General features: G+C 52.4%; 13 protein-coding genes and 1 pseudogene. 10 read left to right on the top strand and 4 right to left on the bottom strand.

The window, feature by feature from the left end:
* Positions 1-75: 75 nt before the first annotated feature.
* Positions 76-1335 carry a dicarboxylate/amino acid:cation symporter gene (locus tag OGY09_RS06060; protein ID WP_150388540.1) on the bottom strand — a complete coding sequence of 420 codons (1260 nt, stop codon included), beginning with the start codon at positions 1333-1335 and terminating at the stop codon, positions 76-78.
* A 406-nt stretch (positions 1336-1741) separates the two neighbouring features.
* Between OGY09_RS06060 and tar the strand changes: the two genes are divergently transcribed.
* The 10 genes from tar to bglB all read left to right on the top strand — a co-directional run bounded on the left by tar (position 1742) and on the right by bglB (position 13261).
* The gene (gene tar, locus OGY09_RS06055) at positions 1742-3397 is read left to right on the top strand and encodes a methyl-accepting chemotaxis protein II (protein ID WP_032943798.1); all 1656 of its coding nucleotides are present in this window, start codon (positions 1742-1744) and stop codon (positions 3395-3397) included.
* Positions 3398-3440: 43 nt separating this feature from the next.
* Positions 3441-5042, top strand: coding sequence for a methyl-accepting chemotaxis protein IV (gene tap / locus OGY09_RS06050; protein WP_032943797.1), 1602 nt, complete (start codon positions 3441-3443; stop codon positions 5040-5042).
* 19 nt (positions 5043-5061) lie between these two features.
* On the top strand, positions 5062-5934 hold the full coding sequence (cheR, locus tag OGY09_RS06045) for a protein-glutamate O-methyltransferase CheR (protein ID WP_032943796.1): 873 nt from the start codon (positions 5062-5064) through the stop codon (positions 5932-5934).
* Positions 5931-6980 (top strand): protein-glutamate methylesterase/protein-glutamine glutaminase, encoded by a 1050-nt coding sequence (locus OGY09_RS06040; RefSeq protein WP_003833872.1) that lies wholly within the window; start codon positions 5931-5933, stop codon positions 6978-6980. The genes cheR and OGY09_RS06040 overlap by 4 nt, the downstream gene beginning before the upstream one ends.
* Before the next feature lie 17 nt (positions 6981-6997).
* A complete protein-coding gene (gene cheY / locus OGY09_RS06035) occupies positions 6998-7387 on the top strand; it encodes a chemotaxis response regulator CheY (RefSeq protein WP_003034656.1) in 390 nt (129 codons plus the stop codon).
* 10 nt (positions 7388-7397) lie between these two features.
* Positions 7398-8042, top strand: a complete 645-nt coding sequence (cheZ, locus tag OGY09_RS06030) for a protein phosphatase CheZ (protein ID WP_003034659.1) — start codon at positions 7398-7400, stop codon at positions 8040-8042.
* A gap of 158 nt (positions 8043-8200) precedes the next feature.
* Complete coding sequence (gene flhB / locus OGY09_RS06025) at positions 8201-9352, top strand: flagellar biosynthesis protein FlhB (RefSeq protein ID WP_275399203.1); 1152 nt, start codon at positions 8201-8203, stop codon at positions 9350-9352.
* Positions 9345-11423, top strand: a complete 2079-nt coding sequence (gene flhA, locus OGY09_RS06020; RefSeq protein ID WP_032943795.1) for a flagellar biosynthesis protein FlhA — start codon at positions 9345-9347, stop codon at positions 11421-11423. Before flhB ends, flhA begins: the two co-directional genes overlap by 8 nt.
* Complete coding sequence (flhE, locus tag OGY09_RS06015) at positions 11423-11815, top strand: flagellar protein FlhE (RefSeq protein ID WP_003833862.1); 393 nt, start codon at positions 11423-11425, stop codon at positions 11813-11815. The genes flhA and flhE overlap by 1 nt, the downstream gene beginning before the upstream one ends.
* A 306-nt stretch (positions 11816-12121) precedes the next feature.
* Positions 12122-13261, top strand: coding sequence for a beta-galactosidase BglB (gene bglB, locus OGY09_RS06010; protein WP_032943794.1), 1140 nt, complete (start codon positions 12122-12124; stop codon positions 13259-13261).
* On the opposite strand, the gene mrdA2 is transcribed toward bglB, so the two are convergent.
* The 3 genes and pseudogenes from mrdA2 to OGY09_RS05995 all read right to left on the bottom strand — a co-directional run.
* Positions 13233-15170 carry a peptidoglycan DD-transpeptidase MrdA2 gene (gene mrdA2, locus OGY09_RS06005; RefSeq protein ID WP_032943793.1) on the bottom strand — a complete coding sequence of 646 codons (1938 nt, stop codon included), beginning with the start codon at positions 15168-15170 and terminating at the stop codon, positions 13233-13235. The genes bglB and mrdA2 overlap by 29 nt on opposite strands.
* Before the next feature lie 234 nt (positions 15171-15404).
* Positions 15405-15683, bottom strand: a pseudogene (locus tag OGY09_RS06000) (RHS repeat-associated core domain-containing protein); the annotation flags it as partial.
* 414 nt (positions 15684-16097) lie between these two features.
* A partial coding sequence (locus OGY09_RS05995) for an RHS repeat-associated core domain-containing protein (protein WP_286590099.1) occupies positions 16098-16895 on the bottom strand: 798 nt, incomplete at its 5' end.

Genomic DNA, 16895 nt, shown 5'->3' with positions numbered 1-16895 from the left:
CGCCATAACTCATCCGGCCTACAATGATTGTTGTTGCAGGCCGGATTAGCGTAGCGCATCCGGCAGATTTCCCTCTTACGCTTCCCGCTCAACCAGCTCCTGTTCTTCTTCCAGTAAACCTTCATCCTGCGCCAGCATCGCCGTTGCAATCCCGTTACCTAATACGTTGATTGCTGAACGTCCCATATCCAGGAAGTGGTCAATTCCCATCAGTAACAGGATCCCGGCGACCGGAATATTAAAGCTCGGGATGGTTGCAGCCAGCACTACCAGTGCTGAACGCGGCACACCGGCAATCCCTTTGGACGCCAGCATCAGCGTCAGCATCAGGACGGTGATTTCTGCGAAGGAGAGGTGGATGTTATAGGCCTGCGCGATAAACATGGAGGCAAATGAACAATAGACCATAGAACCGACCAGGTTAAACGAATAACCGATAGGCAGCACGAATGACACGATGTTGGGTGAGCAGCCAAATTTAGTTAATTGCTCCAGCGTTTTCGGATAAGCGGCTTCGGAACTGCTGGTGGTGAATGCGACCAAAACCGGGTCTTTCAGCATGCTCACCAGGCGAAATACCTCTTTTTTCAGCATGATATAACCCACAGCCAGCAGAACCAGGCAGGTCAGCAAAATCGCCACATAGTAGCCGCCGATAAACGACGCATAGTTAAGCAGGATCCCCAGCCCCTGGGTGGAGATGACGGAAGAGATGGCGGCAAAAATAGCCAGCGGCGCAACGTACATCACGTAGCCGGTCACTTTGAGCATAATATGGGAAACCACATCCAGCGCCGCAACCAGTGGGGCGTTGAATTTCTCACCAAGGGATGCGCCACCAATACCGAAAAACATTGAGAACACCACAATTTGCAGGATCTCATTGTTAGCCATCGCTTCGGCGATGCTGGTTGGAATGGTATGCGTCAGAAAACCTTTCAGGCTCATGCCGCCCACGGCCAGGCCGGTGTCGGTGGCTTCCAGCGGGATCGCCAGGTTCAACCCGCTGCCGGGTTGCTCAAGGGAAACCACAAACAGACCGACCAGGATAGACAGTATAGAAGAGCTGATAAACCAGATCATCGCTTTGCCGCCCACGCGACCGATGGTGGACGTTTCTCCCAGGCGCATAATACCAACGGTCAGGGTGCTGAATACTAAAGGCGCGATCACCATTTTAATCAGGCGTAAAAAGATGTCGGTAAGAAGCGTAATGTTATCGGCCCAGGCGGTCACGACGCCGGGGGAGGCATAAGAGTGGATCACCGCACCCGACAGGATCCCCGCCAGCATGAAGATCACGATAAACAACGTGAGTTTGTTTGCATTTGCCACTAAAAAGCCCTCAGTAAGGATTTAACATTTATTGATCGGTTACTCATTTTTTATACTTATTAAGTGGTAACGAGGTATTCATCATATAAATTGGATTAAAGCGTAAATGGATACAACTTTTTTTAATTTTTTATCCGTTTTGTTGTGGTATTTACGATGCGTATGTGTGATCTCAATCACATAAAAATGCGTATTTCGGCCATTCTGACCGTGCTCACCGATGAAAATAAATGTTATTTACATGATAATTATGGTGTTTTTATGTGAATGATTTGTGGTTGCTGCACACCCGTTTTATCTTCCCCTCGCCAGGCTTCACATCCCTTCAGGATTTCCTTTTCGCAAACGTAAAGTTATCTCAGCGAGTGCCGATAACGTTGATAACTCGTTTTCAGGAAGGTGCCTTATGTTTAACCGTATCCGCGTTGTCACAATGCTGATGATGGTGCTGGGGGTTTTCGCACTGCTACAGCTTGTTTCCGGTGGTCTGTTGTTTTCTTCATTGCAGCAGAATCAGCAAAGTTTTGTTATTTCTAACGATCTTCGACAGCAGCAAAGTGAACTCACCTCAACATGGGATCTGATGCTGCAGACACGAATCAATTTAAGCCGTTCTTCTGCGCGCATGATGATGGATGCATCTAACCAGCAAAGCAGCGCCAAAAACGATCTGCTGAAGAATGCGAAAGCATCGCTGGCGCAGGCTGAAACGCATTACGCAAAATTTAAAAACATCACACCGTTGCCGGAAATGGCAGAAGCCAGCGGCAACGTTGAGGAAAAATATCAGCAGTACCATGCGGCCCTGGCAGAACTGGTTCAGTTTCTGGAAAGCGGCAATATGGACGCCTACTTCGCGCAGCCTACGCAGGGAATGCAAAACGCGCTCGGCGAGGCGCTGGGCAAGTACGCCAGCGTTAGCGAAAAGCTTTACGTCCAGGCATTTAATCAAAGCGCGCGGGATTACCATTTCGCCCAATGGCAGCTTGGCGTGCTGGCCGTGGTGCTGGTGCTGATTCTGGTGGTGGTCTGGTATGGCATCCGTCATACCCTGCTTAATCCTCTGTCCCGTGTCATTGCCCATATCCGGGAAATCGCCAGCGGTAACCTGACCGCAACTCTCGCCGTTAGTGGCCGTAACGAAATCGGCGAGCTGGCCAGTACGGTTGATCATATGCAGCGCTCGCTGACGGAAACCGTCACTCTGGTGCGTGAAGGCTCTGATGCGATTTATTCCGGTACCAGCGAAATTGCCAGCGGAAACACTGACCTTTCATCTCGTACGGAACAGCAGGCGTCTGCACTGGAAGAGACCGCTGCCAGCATGGAACAGCTGACCGCAACCGTGAAGCAAAACGCGGACAACGCGCGTCAGGCCTCGCAACTGGCGAAAAGCGCGTCCGATACCGCGCAGCATGGCGGCAAAGTGGTTGATAGCGTGGTGAACACCATGCACGAAATCGCCGATAGCTCGAAGAAAATCGCCGACATCATCAGCGTCATTGATGGCATTGCCTTTCAGACCAACATTCTCGCACTGAACGCGGCAGTTGAAGCAGCACGCGCCGGTGAGCAAGGCCGCGGCTTTGCCGTGGTGGCGGGTGAAGTGCGTAATCTGGCAAGTCGCAGTGCGCAGGCGGCGAAAGAGATCAAAGCATTAATTGAGGATTCCGTTTCCCGGGTTGATACCGGTTCCGTACTGGTAGAAAGCGCCGGCGAAACAATGAACGACATCGTCAATGCCGTGACGCGGGTGACCGACATTATGGGCGAGATTGCCTCGGCATCTGATGAGCAAAGCCGGGGGATTGATCAGGTTGCGCTCGCGGTCTCTGAAATGGATCGCGTTACGCAGCAGAACGCCTCTTTGGTACAGGAGTCAGCTGCCGCAGCGGCCGCTCTTGAAGAACAGGCCAGTCGCTTAACGCAGTCGGTATCGACTTTCCGTCTTGCGTCACGTCCGGCCTCGACAAAACCACGCGATACACGATTACCAGCAGCCCCGAGCGCATCCTATCCGCGCCAGAGCATTGAACAAGATACGAATTGGGAAACATTTTGACTGATAGTTAAACCGCGGCCAGTGCCGCCCGATGGGAGCGTTGATGTTTAATCGTATTCGAATTTCGACCACGCTGTTTTTGATTTTAATCCTCTGCGGTGTTTTGCAGATTGGCAGTAATGGCTTGTCCTTCTGGGCATTTCGGGACGGTTTTCAGAACCTGAATCAGGTCGAACGGAGTAATCAGCAACGCGCTGCGCTGGCCCAAACCCGCGCTGTGTTATTACAGGCCAGTACGGCCCTTAATAAGGCAGGGACGCTGACCGCCCTGAGCTATCCGCCAGAGGACATCAAAACGCTGATGACCCTCGCGCGCGATAGCCTGGCGCAGTCTGAGTTGATGTTTAAACGCTTTATGGCGACGTCGGATTCGACGGAGCAAGGGAAGGCGCTGTTTGGCGCAACGGAGAATAGTTTCAGCCAGTGGCACAGCGCTCTCGCGCATCAGGCCACCTGGCTTGAAAATAATCAGTTGTCAGATTTTCTGACCGCGCCGGTGCAGGCGGCTCAGGATGCTTTTGATGCGAATGTGAATGCCTGGCAGAGCAACATCGACAGCGTGTTACAAACGGCAGGCGATCAGAGCCAGCGAAATTACCATATGTCGGGGGTGATTTTCGCCACCATGGTGGTACTGGCGGCACTGCTCACCAGCGGTGCGCTGTTCTGGTCGCGCAAGATGATCGTTCAGCCGCTGGCGATTATTGGCAGCCATTTCGACAGTATTGCCGCGGGGAACTTGGCACGACCGATAGCGGTTTATGGGCGCAATGAGATCTCGGCCATTTTTGCCAGCCTGCAGAAGATGCAAAAGGCGTTACGCGAAACGGTAAGTGACGTTCGTCAGGGCAGCTCTGCCATGCATAGCGGTATTTCAGAAATTGCGATGGGCAATAACGATTTATCTTCGCGAACCGAACAGCAGGCGGCCGCGTTGGCGCAAACGGCGGCCAGCATGGAGCAACTGACCGCCACCGTCGGCCAGAACGCTGATAATGCGCGCCAGGCGTCAGGAATCGCCAAAAGTGCGGCAGACACAGCGCATAAAGGTGGCGAGCAGACGTCCCGGGTCGCCAGCACCATGCATGAGATTTCTGCCAGCTCGCAGAAAATCGGCGACATCATCGGCGTGATTGACAGCATTGCCTTCCAGACCAACATCCTGGCGTTGAATGCCGCGGTAGAGGCCGCCAGGGCGGGGGAGCAAGGGCGTGGTTTTGCCGTCGTCGCTGGTGAGGTGCGCAATCTGGCAAGCCGTAGCGCACAGGCGGCGAAAGAAATTAAGGGACTGATTGAGGAATCTGTCACCCGGGTGCATCAGGGCTCGCAGCTGGTGGATATGGCGTCGCGCACTATGACGGAAATAGTCAGTTCGGTGACCCGGGTTAACGACATCATGGGCGAAATTGCCTCGGCATCCGATGAACAGCGCAGAGGCATTGAGCAGGTGGCGCAGGCCGTCAGCCAGATGGACTCCGTGACGCAGCAAAACGCCGGTCTGGTGGAAGAAGCCGCATCCGCCGCCGGACAACTTGCCACGCAGGCCGATCATCTTTCTGCTTGTGTCGCATTTTTTAAACTTGAAGAGCAAACCGTAGCAAAACAAGAGTTGGCGCAGCCTCAGGTTGCGCCCGTTGTATCCTGAATGTGATTGAGAAGGCGCTATGACATCATCTCTGCCCTCCGGGCAAACGTCATTATTGTTACAGATGACACAGCGCCTCGCGCTGTCTGACGCGCATTTTCGTCGGATATGTCAATTAATCTACCAGCGTGCGGGGATCGTACTGGCCGACCATAAGCGGGACATGGTTTATAACCGCCTGGTTCGTCGACTGCGTACCCTGGGGCTGGATGACTTTGGTCGCTATCTCAGCATGCTGGAAGCTAACCAGAACAGTGCTGAGTGGCAGGCTTTTATTAACTCCCTGACTACCAACCTGACCGCGTTTTTTCGCGAAGGGCATCATTTTCCGGTGCTGTCAGATCACGCTCGTCGGCGCAGCGGTGAATACCGCGTCTGGAGCGCGGCGGCGTCAACCGGAGAAGAACCCTACAGCATTGCGATTACGCTTGCCGATACCTTAGGTATGGCACCGGGCCGCTGGCGCGTTTTTGCCAGCGACATTGATACCGAAGTGCTGGAAAAGGCCAGAAACGGCATTTACCGCCTCGATGAGCTAAAGACGCTGTCACCCCAGCAGTTGCAGCGTTATTTCATGCGCGGCACCGGGCCGCATGAAGGACTGGTACGCGTTAGGCAGGAACTGGCAGGTCATGTTGAATTTTCCAGCGTGAACTTACTGGATAAGCAGTACAACGTGCCTGGCCCTTTTGATGCCATATTTTGTCGTAACGTGATGATCTATTTCGATAAAACGACACAACAGGACATTTTGCACCGTTTTGTTCCACTTCTTAAACCTGACGGGCTGCTGTTTGCAGGTCATTCAGAAAACTTTAGCAACCTTGTGCGCGAGTTTAGCCTGCGTGGACAGACCGTGTATGCGCATGCGCCAGGTAAGGATAAAGCATGAGTAAAATCAGGGTGTTGTCGGTAGATGATTCTGCATTGATGCGTCAAATCATGACCGAAATTATTAACAGCCACAGTGATATGGAAATGGTGGCGACGGCGCCGGATCCGTTGGTCGCCCGGGATTTAATCAAAAAATACAATCCCGACGTCCTGACGCTGGACGTGGAAATGCCGCGCATGGACGGCCTCGACTTCCTGGAGAAGTTGATGCGCCTGCGTCCAATGCCTGTGGTGATGGTTTCTTCACTGACCGGCAAAGGTTCAGAGGTCACGCTGCGGGCCTTGGAACTGGGGGCGATTGATTTTGTCACCAAACCGCAACTGGGGATCCGCGAAGGGATGCTGGCGTATAGCGAGATGATTGCTGAAAAGATCCGCACCGCATCGCGCGCAAAACTGGCGGCCCATAAGCCCATGGCGGCACCGACGACCTTGAAAGCAGGGCCGTTACTCAGTTCGGAAAAGCTGCTGGTGATTGGGGCGTCAACCGGAGGAACAGAGGCAATTCGCCATGTACTCCAGCCATTGCCACTTTCAAGCCCCGGTATTCTTATTACCCAGCATATGCCGCCGGGGTTTACCCGTTCATTTGCCGAACGTCTGAACAAACTGTGCCAGATAACCGTGAAAGAGGCAGAAGACGGAGAGCGCGTACTCCCGGGGCATGCGTATATCGCGCCGGGCGACAAGCATATGGAACTGGCGCGCAGTGGCGCGAACTATCAAATCAAAATTCATGACGGTCCGCCGGTTAATCGGCATCGGCCCTCAGTGGATGTGCTGTTCCATTCGGTGGCGAAACATGCGGGGCGCAATGCCGTCGGGGTGATCCTGACCGGTATGGGCAACGATGGCGCAGCCGGAATGTTAGCGATGAATCAGGCGGGAGCCTGGACCATTGCGCAAAACGAAGCAAGTTGTGTGGTGTTCGGCATGCCGCGCGAGGCCATCAATATGGGTGGCGTAAGCGAAGTGGTCGATCTTAGCCAGGTGAGCCAGCAAATGCTGGTGAAAATTAGTGCCGGACAGGCAATACGTATTTGAATCAGGAGTTTATTTTTATGGCGGATAAAGAGCTTAAGTTTTTGGTTGTGGATGACTTTTCCACCATGCGTCGCATCGTGCGTAACCTGCTTAAAGAGCTGGGATTCAACAATGTTGAAGAGGCTGAAGACGGCGTGGATGCGCTGAACAAGCTGCAGGCTGGGGGATTCGGTTTTGTTATTTCTGACTGGAACATGCCGAACATGGATGGACTGGAACTGCTGAAAACCATCCGTGCCGATGGCGGGATGGCTTCTCTGCCGGTGCTGATGGTCACGGCAGAAGCGAAAAAAGAGAACATCATTGCGGCAGCACAGGCAGGTGCCAGTGGCTATGTCGTGAAACCGTTCACGGCGGCGACGCTGGAAGAAAAACTGAATAAAATCTTTGAGAAACTGGGCATGTGAGGGTGTGATGATGATGCAACCACAAATTAAACCTGCTGACGAACACTCTGCAGGGGACATCATCGCGCGCATCGGCAGTTTGACCCGAATGCTGCGCGACAGCCTGCGTGAACTGGGGCTGGATCAGGCCATTGCCGAAGCGGCAGAAGCGATTCCTGATGCCCGCGATCGTCTCGATTATGTTGTACAGATGACCGCGCAGGCGGCAGAGCGCGCGCTAAACAGCGTAGAAGCTTCGCAGCCGCATCAGGACGCGATGGAAAAAGGGGCCAAAGACCTGACTAAACGCTGGGATGAATGGTTCGAAAATCCGATCGAACTGTCCGATGCTCGTGAACTGGTCACCGATACCCGTCAGTTCCTTGGTGATGTGCCTGGACATACCAGCTTTACCAATGCCCAGTTGCTGGACATCATGATGGCGCAGGATTTCCAGGATCTCACCGGTCAGGTCATCAAGCGCATGATGGATGTTATCCAGGAAATTGAACGTCAGCTGCTGATGGTTCTGTTGGAAAACATTCCGGAACAGGGCGCTCGTCCAAAACGTGAAAACGAAAGCTTGCTTAACGGCCCGCAGGTTGACGCCTCGAAAGCCGGTGTAGTGGCAAGTCAGGATCAGGTTGACGACCTGCTGGATAGCCTCGGGTTCTGATGCGTATTTGCCGGATGTGAGGCGTGGGCCTCTCATCCGGCTTACACGCAATTCAGCTTAAAGCCATAAATCCCGTCTTTTTTACCGCTTACTCTTCCCATTGCTGGATAGCTGTTCTGGCATCATTCTCGCCTATATCTCTATCCAGGGTCTGATGCGTGGCAGAAGAAAGCGACGACGACAAAACAGAAGCCCCCACACCCCACCGACTTGAAAAAGCGCGGGAAGAAGGGCAGATCCCCCGATCCAAAGAGCTAACCTCACTGCTTATTTTGCTGGTGGGTGTGTGCATTATCTGGATTGGTGGGGAGTCGCTTGCCCGCAGGCTGGCTGGCATGCTGTCGGCCGGATTACGTTTTGACCACAGTATGGTTAACGACCCGAATCTGATCCTCAGCCAAATCATCCTGCTGATTAAAGACGCGATGATTGCGCTGTTGCCGTTGATTACCGGCGTCGTTCTGGTGGCTTTAATTTCCCCGGTGATGCTTGGCGGCTTGATTTTCAGCGGTAAATCCCTGCAACCCAAATTCTCTAAGCTGAATCCGTTGCCGGGCATTAAGCGCATGTTTTCCGCGCAAACCGGCGCAGAACTGCTCAAAGCGATACTGAAGTCCACGTTAGTGGGAAGCGTGGCCGGATTTTATCTCTGGCATAACTGGCCAGCGATGATGCGTCTGATGGCGGAGTCACCGATTACGGCGATGGGCAACGCCCTGGATTTAGTCGGTATGTGTGCACTACTGGTGGTACTTGGCGTTATTCCGATGGTGGGGTTTGACGTCTTTTTCCAGATCTATAGCCATGTGAAAAAGCTACGTATGTCGCGTCAGGATATCCGCGATGAATTTAAGCAAAGCGAAGGTGACCCGCACGTTAAAGGCAAAATTCGTCAAATGCAGCGCGCGGCCGCTCAGCGTCGCATGATGGCGGATGTGCCGAAAGCAGACGTTATTGTCACTAACCCTACGCACTACTCAGTGGTGTTGAAGTATGACGAGAACAAAATGAGTGCGCCGAAAGTTGTTGCGAAAGGGGCCGGGCTGGTTGCGTTGCGCATTCGTGAAATTGGCGCAGAGCACCGTGTCCCGACATTAGAAGCGCCGCCACTGGCGCGTGCGCTCTATCGCCATGCTGAAATTGGTCAGCAAATACCGGGGCAATTATACGCCGCCGTTGCCGAAGTACTGGCATGGGTATGGCAGCTAAAACGCTGGCGTCTGGCTGGCGGCAAACGTCCACCACAACCTGAAAACCTTCCGGTGCCAGAAGCACTGGATTTCATGAACGAGAAGAATACTGATGGCTAATCTGGTCGCGATGCTGCGTCTGCCCAGCAACCTGAAATCCACGCAATGGCAAATCCTTGCCGGACCGATCCTCATCCTGCTGATTTTGTCGATGATGGTGCTGCCGCTGCCGGCTTTCGTCCTCGATTTGCTGTTCACATTTAACATTGCGCTGTCGATCATGGTGCTGCTGGTGGCGATGTTCACCCAGCGTACACTGGAGTTTGCCGCATTCCCGACGATTTTGCTGTTTACCACATTATTACGTCTGGCGCTGAACGTCGCGTCTACCCGTATCATTTTAATGGAAGGACACACCGGCGCGGCGGCGGCGGGGAAGGTGGTTGAAGCCTTCGGCCACTTCCTGGTGGGCGGTAACTTCGCGATCGGCATCGTGGTCTTCGTGATTCTCGTCATCATTAACTTTATGGTAATCACCAAAGGTGCAGGGCGTATCGCCGAGGTTGGCGCGCGCTTCGTTCTGGATGGTATGCCCGGCAAGCAGATGGCGATTGATGCAGATTTAAATGCCGGTCTGATTGGCGAAGATGAAGCTAAAAAACGACGCTCGGAAGTGACCCAGGAAGCGGATTTTTACGGCTCAATGGACGGTGCGAGTAAATTCGTCCGTGGAGATGCCATCGCTGGTATTTTGATCATGGTAATCAACGTGGTCGGCGGTCTGTTAGTTGGGGTGTTGCAACATGGTATGAGCATGGGCAGCGCTGCGGAAAGTTATACCCTGCTGACCATCGGTGACGGGCTGGTGGCACAAATTCCTGCGCTGGTTATCTCTACCGCGGCGGGTGTTATCGTGACCCGCGTGAGTACCGACCAGGACGTAGGCGAACAGATGGTGACCCAACTGTTCAGCAACCCCAGCGTCATGTTGCTCAGTGCGGCGGTACTTGGACTTTTGGGTCTGGTTCCGGGCATGCCGAACCTGGTGTTTCTGATGTTTACTGCCGCATTGTTGGCTCTGGCATGGTGGATGCGCGGTCGTGAGCGAAAAGCGCCAGATGAACCGCAGCCGGTGAAAATGCCGGAAAACAACTCCGTGGTGGAAGCCACGTGGAACGACGTGCAGTTGGAAGATTCGCTGGGCATGGAGGTAGGTTACCGCCTGATCCCAATGGTGGATTTTCAGCAGGATGGCGAGTTACTGGGGCGAATTCGCAGTATTCGTAAGAAATTTGCCCAGGATATGGGCTTCCTGCCGCCGGTGGTACACATTCGAGACAATATGGATCTGCAGCCAGCCCGCTATCGAATTTTGATGAAAGGGGTAGAAATTGGCAGCGGTGACGCCTATCCGGGACGCTGGCTGGCCATTAACCCGGGTACTGCCGCCGGGTCGCTGCCGGGTGAGAAAACGGTCGATCCGGCGTTCGGACTGGACGCTATCTGGATTGAAAGCGCATTGAAGGAACAGGCGCAGATTCAGGGCTTTACGGTGGTTGAAGCCAGTACTGTTGTCGCTACGCATCTAAACCACCTGATTGGGCAGTTCGCCGCTGAGCTGTTTGGCCGTCAGGAAGCGCAGCAGTTACTGGATCGAGTGTCGCAGGAGATGCCAAAGCTGACGGAAGATCTGGTGCCGGGCGTTGTGACGCTCACCACGCTGCATAAAGTGCTGCAGAACTTGCTGGACGAGAAAGTACCGATTCGCGATATGCGCACCATTCTTGAAACGCTGGCGGAACATGCGCCGCTGCAAAACGATCCGCATGAGCTTACCGCGGTCGTCCGTGTTGCGTTAGGACGCGCCATCACTCAGCAGTGGTTCCCGGGTAATGAAGAGGTTCAGGTTATCGGTCTTGATACTCCGCTCGAGCGTTTGCTGCTGCAAGCGCTGCAGGGGGGCGGCGGCCTGGAGCCTGGGCTTGCAGACCGACTGCTGGCCCAGACTCAGGAAGCGCTGTCCCGGCAGGAAATGTTGGGCGCGCCGCCGGTCTTGCTGGTTAATCACGCGTTACGTCCGTTACTGGCGCGGTTTTTACGCCGCAGCATCCCGCAGTTGGTGGTGTTATCGAATATGGAGCTTTCCGATAACCGCCATATCCGCATGACGGCGACCATTGGAGGTAAATAATGCGTAAGTTACTGTGGTTGTTGTTTTTTCCTCTGGTGGCGCAGGCCGCCGGAGAAGGGGCCTGGCAGGCAAGTGGCATGGGGATCACCTTAAATCACCGTGGCCAGTCAGCCTCGTCTGATCCTTTGGTTCCCAGCCAGCCGGTCTCAGGCTTGATGACGCTGGTGGCCTGGCGCTATGAGCTGAATGGCCCAACGCCCGCAGGTTTGCGGGTGCGTTTATGTTCTCAGTCCCGTTGTGTCGAACTGGACGGGCAAAGTGGGACCACCAACGGGTTCAATAACGTTCCGGCCATTGAACCGATGCATTTTGTCTGGGAGGTCCCCGGCGGTGGTCGCCTGATCCCCGCGTTACGCATTCAGAGCAATCAGGTGATTGTGAACTACCGTTAACACCCTCCGTCATTCAGACCAGCAGTTGAAACTGCTGGTTGCTTCAACATTCCAGTCTCTCATTCAATTAAATAGAAACGCCGTTTTATAAAATAAGTGACGTACGTTGCCGGACTCTTTGTATTCTTGCCATTTCACGAATCCTTCTGGCAGAAATAGAAAGGTTTCACTTCCTGTTAGCTTTTACTGTGACCCTATAAGGATGCCCATTGTCAAAGCGAGGATTGCGGGGCCTCCAAAAAAGCTGCTGCGCCGTAACAGGGGCAGGTCACAGCATTGAATCCGACATTGACAGAGGTTTAGTAAATGATTGTTTACCCGGTTAAACATAGCCCGTTATTGCGCCAGCCAGAACATTTTATTGCCAGGGATGAATTAAAAACGCTGATCAAAAAGGTGACGCATAACCTGGTCAATATTCATGACGAAACCGGCGAGTTCTTGCTGCGTCTGGACGATGGACGCGTAATTGATACTAAAGGCTGGGCGGGATGGGAGTGGACACACGGCGTCGGCCTGTACGGGATGTATCAGTACTATCTGCAAACCGGCGATGAAACGATGCGCGATATCATCGATAGCTGGTTTGCCGATCGCTTTGCTGAAGGTGCAACCACTAAAAACGTGAACACCATGGCGCCATTTTTAACGTTGGCGTATCGCTATGAAGAGACGCGTAATCCAGCGTATCTGCCGTGGCTCGACAGCTGGGCTGAGTGGGCAATGCATGAGATGCCGCGTACCGAATTTGGTGGTATGCAACACATCACGCTGGCGGAAGAAAACCATCAACAGATGTGGGATGACACGCTGATGATGACGGTTTTACCGCTGGCGAAGATTGGCAAGCTACTCAATCGCCCGGACTACATCGAAGAGGCAACGTATCAGTTCCTGCTGCACGTGCAAAACCTGATGGATAAAGAAACGGGGCTGTGGTTCCACGGCTGGAGCTATGAAGGAAATCATAACTTTGCTAATGCCCGCTGGGCGCGTGGCAACAGTTGGTTAACTATCGTGATCCCGGACTTCCTCGAATTACTTGATTTCCCGGAAAGCAATGCTGTTCACCGCTATCTGGTACAGGTCCTGAACGCGCAAATCGCGGCGCTGGCGAAATGCCAGGATGAAAGTGGGTTGTGGCATACCTTGCTGGACGACCCGCAGTCGTATCTGGAAGCATCGGCAACTGCCGGATTTGCCTATGGGATCCTCAAAGCAGTACGTAAACGCTATGTTGGGCAAGAGTATGCGCCGGTAGCCGAAAAAGCCATTCGCGGCATTGTGCAGCATATTTCACCGGAAGGTGAACTGCTGCACACCTCGTTTGGTACCGGGATGGGACACAATCTCGATTTCTACCGCAACATCCCTCGGACCTCCATGCCTTACGGACAGGCGATGGCGATGCTGTGCCTTACCGAATACTTGCGAAAGTATTTTTGATATCGGTATTCGATGGCGATACCGCTATCGGTCCTGATTGTTCAGTCGTCACTGTTTGTACCGTATTGTCCTGCGGGGCAAACAGATGATCCATGATTTGACGCATAACCGGCGCGGCGGTGACACCATCGCTGCCGCCGTTTTCCAGAATTAACGCCACCGCGACCTTCGGGTTCTTATAGGGTGCAAATGCGGTATAGAACACGTGGTCGCGCAAGCGGACAGGGATCATCTTCGCATTGTAGGTCTGATTTTCTTTAAGGCTAAAGACCTGCGAGGTGCCGCTTTTTGCCGCAATGCCGTATGGCGCGGTGTGAAAGAACTTATAACCTGTACCATTTGGTTCATTCGCCATGCCGAACATCGCCTGACGCACCAGTCCCCAGTAGGGCGATGAGGCTGAGGCGATTTGTGACGGTGCTTCTGGAGCCTGATACGGCGTGATGGTTTTGCCGCTCTCTTCATCGAGCAGCAGGTGAGGGACGATAACCTTGCCGTTGTTAATCAGTGCGACCATGGCTTTTACCATCTGGATAGGTGTGGCAATCCAGTAGCCCTGACCGATGCCAACTGAAATAGTGTCCCCCTGATACCAGGCTTTTTTGTGCACTTTTTGCTTCCATTCGCGGCTCGGGAGCAGGCCGTTATACTCCTCATCAAGATCGATGCCGGTCGGTTTACCGTAACCAAACTGGCTGAGCATGCTGTTAATCCGGTCGATCCCCATCATATACGCCACCTGATAGAAGAACGTATCGGCAGACTCTTCTATCGCTTTGGTGACATCCAGCATACCGTGGCCCGTTTTTTTCCAGTCACGGTAATGTCGTTCGGTGCCGGGTAGCGTCCAGGTAGGGGCGCCGAAGAAACTGGTCTGCGGCGTGATTACCCCGTTCAGTAATGCCGACATAGCCATATACGGTTTGACCGTTGAAGCGGGAGGGTACAATCCCTGCGTGACGCGGTTGATTAATGGCAGGTCTTTATCCTGGAGTAACTTGTTATAGTCCTGATAGCTGATGCCTTTGACAAACGGATTAGGGTCATAGCTGGGGTTTGAGACCATCGCCAGTACGGAACCGTCGTGTGGATCTTCAACCAAAACGGCGGCACGCTGGCCAGCCAACAAGCTCTCAATGTATTGCTGTAAATGTAAATCCAGCGTCAGATGGATATCTTTTCCGGCAACGGGCGGCACATCTTTGATCAGGCGTACGATGCGTCCGTGGTTATCTACTTCCACCTCCTGATAGCCGGTTTTTCCATGCAGTTCGTTTTCGTAATAGCGCTCAATACCTTGCTTACCGATGTTGTGATCGGCGGCGTAGTTCTCCGCCAGGCCCTTTTGAACCAGTGCTTTCAGGTCGTTGTCATTGATTTTTGAAACATAACCCAGGACATGCGCCAGCGCCGCGCCATAGGGATACTGGCGGTCTTCGTAACTATTGATGTTGACGCCGCTAAAATGAAACTGGTTTACCGAAAAACGGGCGATTTCGACATCGGTTAGCGCATTTTTTAGCACCACAGGACGATAGCGGCTGCTGGCTTTCAGCTCATGGCGAAACTGGTCTATGTCATCAGGTGTGAGGTCAACGATCGGCGTGAGCTGCTGGAGTAACGCATTCATATCGCTGATTTTATACGGCGTAACGGAAATATCGTACCAGGTAACGTTGCGCACCAGCGGGATGCCGTTGCGATCGTAAATCATGCCACGCGTTGGGGCGACGGGCAGCATTTTGATGTCGTTTGCATTCGACCGGGTGGTGTAATACTGGTGCTGACAGATTTGTAAGTTATACAGATTGTAAATCAGGATGCCAAAACAGATGACTACCAGGCCAAAGGCCACCAATACACGCCGCTGGAAGAGCTTTTCTTCCGCCTCAAAATCTCTGAATGTCATTGACCCGTACCCGATTAATTCGCCGCCTAATGATACGGAGGCTTAGACGGGATGACAGGCAAAAGATGTTCCATATCTCTAGGGAAATGTGTCATTCCTTGTGGGTTGTTACAATTGTAGATAAGTAATCATCTGTAAAGCCCATTACGAAGGATTGTAGTTGGAGATGATTTTTTCGTCTAAACCATATTTTCCTTAATTCTTAATAGGATTTAGCGGGTATGAACATAGGTTCTATCCGCCCTCCAGTCCAATCGGATCTTGGGTGATATACCGTCTCTGTCCCGAATTGTAGTACCGGTGACGGTTGTAGTGTAGTCCGGATTCGTCGTCATACTGCAGTCCCGGCAGACGGATGAGCTGCGTCAGATTGTGTGGATTATTCTCACGCAGCACATTACTCCAAGCATCATATTCTGCCGACCAGTCCACTTTCCCCTTCGCGTTGACCAACGCCAGCGATAGGCCCCGGTGGTCGCAGTGGTATAGATGAACTTTCCTATCCTGTAGGTACTCCTCCAGTTGTCCCGCTAGGTGCTAATACGGGGCATGTCCATTTAACTAAAATCATCCTCACGGAGGTGACTGTATTCGTACTGCTATACCCTAACGTCATTGGTTATTAACAGAAGCATTTCAATCCAAGAAAAACAATACAGAGTAATGAAATTTAAAATCCCTGGTACGAATAATCTCAGTATCAATCCACCAGTTTTATTTGTTAAAAAAATAGTGCGTAATATAAAAAAATTAATAAGGGCGGATTTAGAAATAAGACAGTATCATTTTTTATAGTAAACGTTAAGTGAATAATTAAATCAGATATTACATCATTTTTTTGCGAGCGAAATGGATGGTAAAGTAGCAATGCAGCCTGAATTGATAATATAAAAATATCAACGATAAAAATTCTTACCAGAAAACGGCTCATTGTTTCGCACTTTCTATGTTGTTGTATTCATCCAGAACATCGCTTACAAAGTCTTGACAGTTATTTACTATAAAACCATAGTTATCATTTTCATATTGTTTACTTCCTTTCGGAAATAATAAGTTATCTGGTTCATTTTTGACTATATCGACTGCTTTTTTCATTATTTCATCGTTATATTTTTCTTTGTTACAGGTATAATCATTAGTTTTAGGTTCACTAAATACCCCACTATCACCACCATAGCCGATATTAGTACCATCATCAAAGAATATGTGTGCATGGAAAATACCAAGGTCGAGACCTGTCATGCCATTTGTCCTGAAACCTCGCGAACCTTTAAGGGGTCTTGTACAAATTTGAGCCAAGCCTAGTGGATCTATAAATTGAATTGGATTAAAAGAATACTGATATAAATGCCACCCCCCCATCAGCCCTATCGGGTCCTGGGTGATATACCGCCCCAGTCCCGGATTGTAGTACCGGTGGCGGTTGTAGTGCAGTCCGGATTCGTCGTCATACTGCTGGCCCGGCAGGCGGATAAGCTGTTGCAGATTATGTGGATTATCCTCCCGCAGCACGTTGCCCCATTCGTCATACTCCGCGCGCCAGCTGATGGCGCCGTCCTGGCGTATCAGCGCCAGCGGCAGGCCCCGGTGGTCGCAGTGGTACAGATGAAGCGTCCTTTCCGGGACCGGCAGCGGCTCCATCTGCGCCGCCATCTGTTCCGGCGTCAGGCCGCACCCGGCCAGCCACTGCCGGTTTTCATCGCTGATAACCCCGGCGCGCAGCTC

It is taken from the genome of Citrobacter sp. Cpo071 (assembly GCF_030332765.1).
GTDB classification, from domain to species: Bacteria; Pseudomonadota; Gammaproteobacteria; order Enterobacterales; family Enterobacteriaceae; genus Citrobacter; species Citrobacter portucalensis.
This window is presented reverse-complemented; position numbering and strand designations above follow the sequence as displayed.

Bases quoted from the DNA above. Each gene is read 5' to 3' on its own strand.
- cheY (WP_003034656.1), top strand. From the start codon at position 6,998: ATGGCGGATAAAGAGCTTAAGTTTTTGGTTGTGGATGACTTTTCCACC.
- cheZ (WP_003034659.1), top strand. From the start codon at position 7,398: ATGATGCAACCACAAATTAAACCTGCTGACGAACACTCTGCAGGGGAC.
- cheR (WP_032943796.1), top strand. From the start codon at position 5,062: ATGACATCATCTCTGCCCTCCGGGCAAACGTCATTATTGTTACAGATG.
- tap (WP_032943797.1), top strand. From the start codon at position 3,441: ATGTTTAATCGTATTCGAATTTCGACCACGCTGTTTTTGATTTTAATC.
- flhA (WP_032943795.1), top strand. From the start codon at position 9,345: ATGGCTAATCTGGTCGCGATGCTGCGTCTGCCCAGCAACCTGAAATCC.
- bglB (WP_032943794.1), top strand. From the start codon at position 12,122: ATGATTGTTTACCCGGTTAAACATAGCCCGTTATTGCGCCAGCCAGAA.
- flhE (WP_003833862.1), top strand. From the start codon at position 11,423: ATGCGTAAGTTACTGTGGTTGTTGTTTTTTCCTCTGGTGGCGCAGGCC.
- tar (WP_032943798.1), top strand. From the start codon at position 1,742: ATGTTTAACCGTATCCGCGTTGTCACAATGCTGATGATGGTGCTGGGG.
- OGY09_RS06040 (WP_003833872.1), top strand. From the start codon at position 5,931: ATGAGTAAAATCAGGGTGTTGTCGGTAGATGATTCTGCATTGATGCGT.
- mrdA2 (WP_032943793.1), bottom strand. From the start codon at position 15,170: ATGACATTCAGAGATTTTGAGGCGGAAGAAAAGCTCTTCCAGCGGCGT.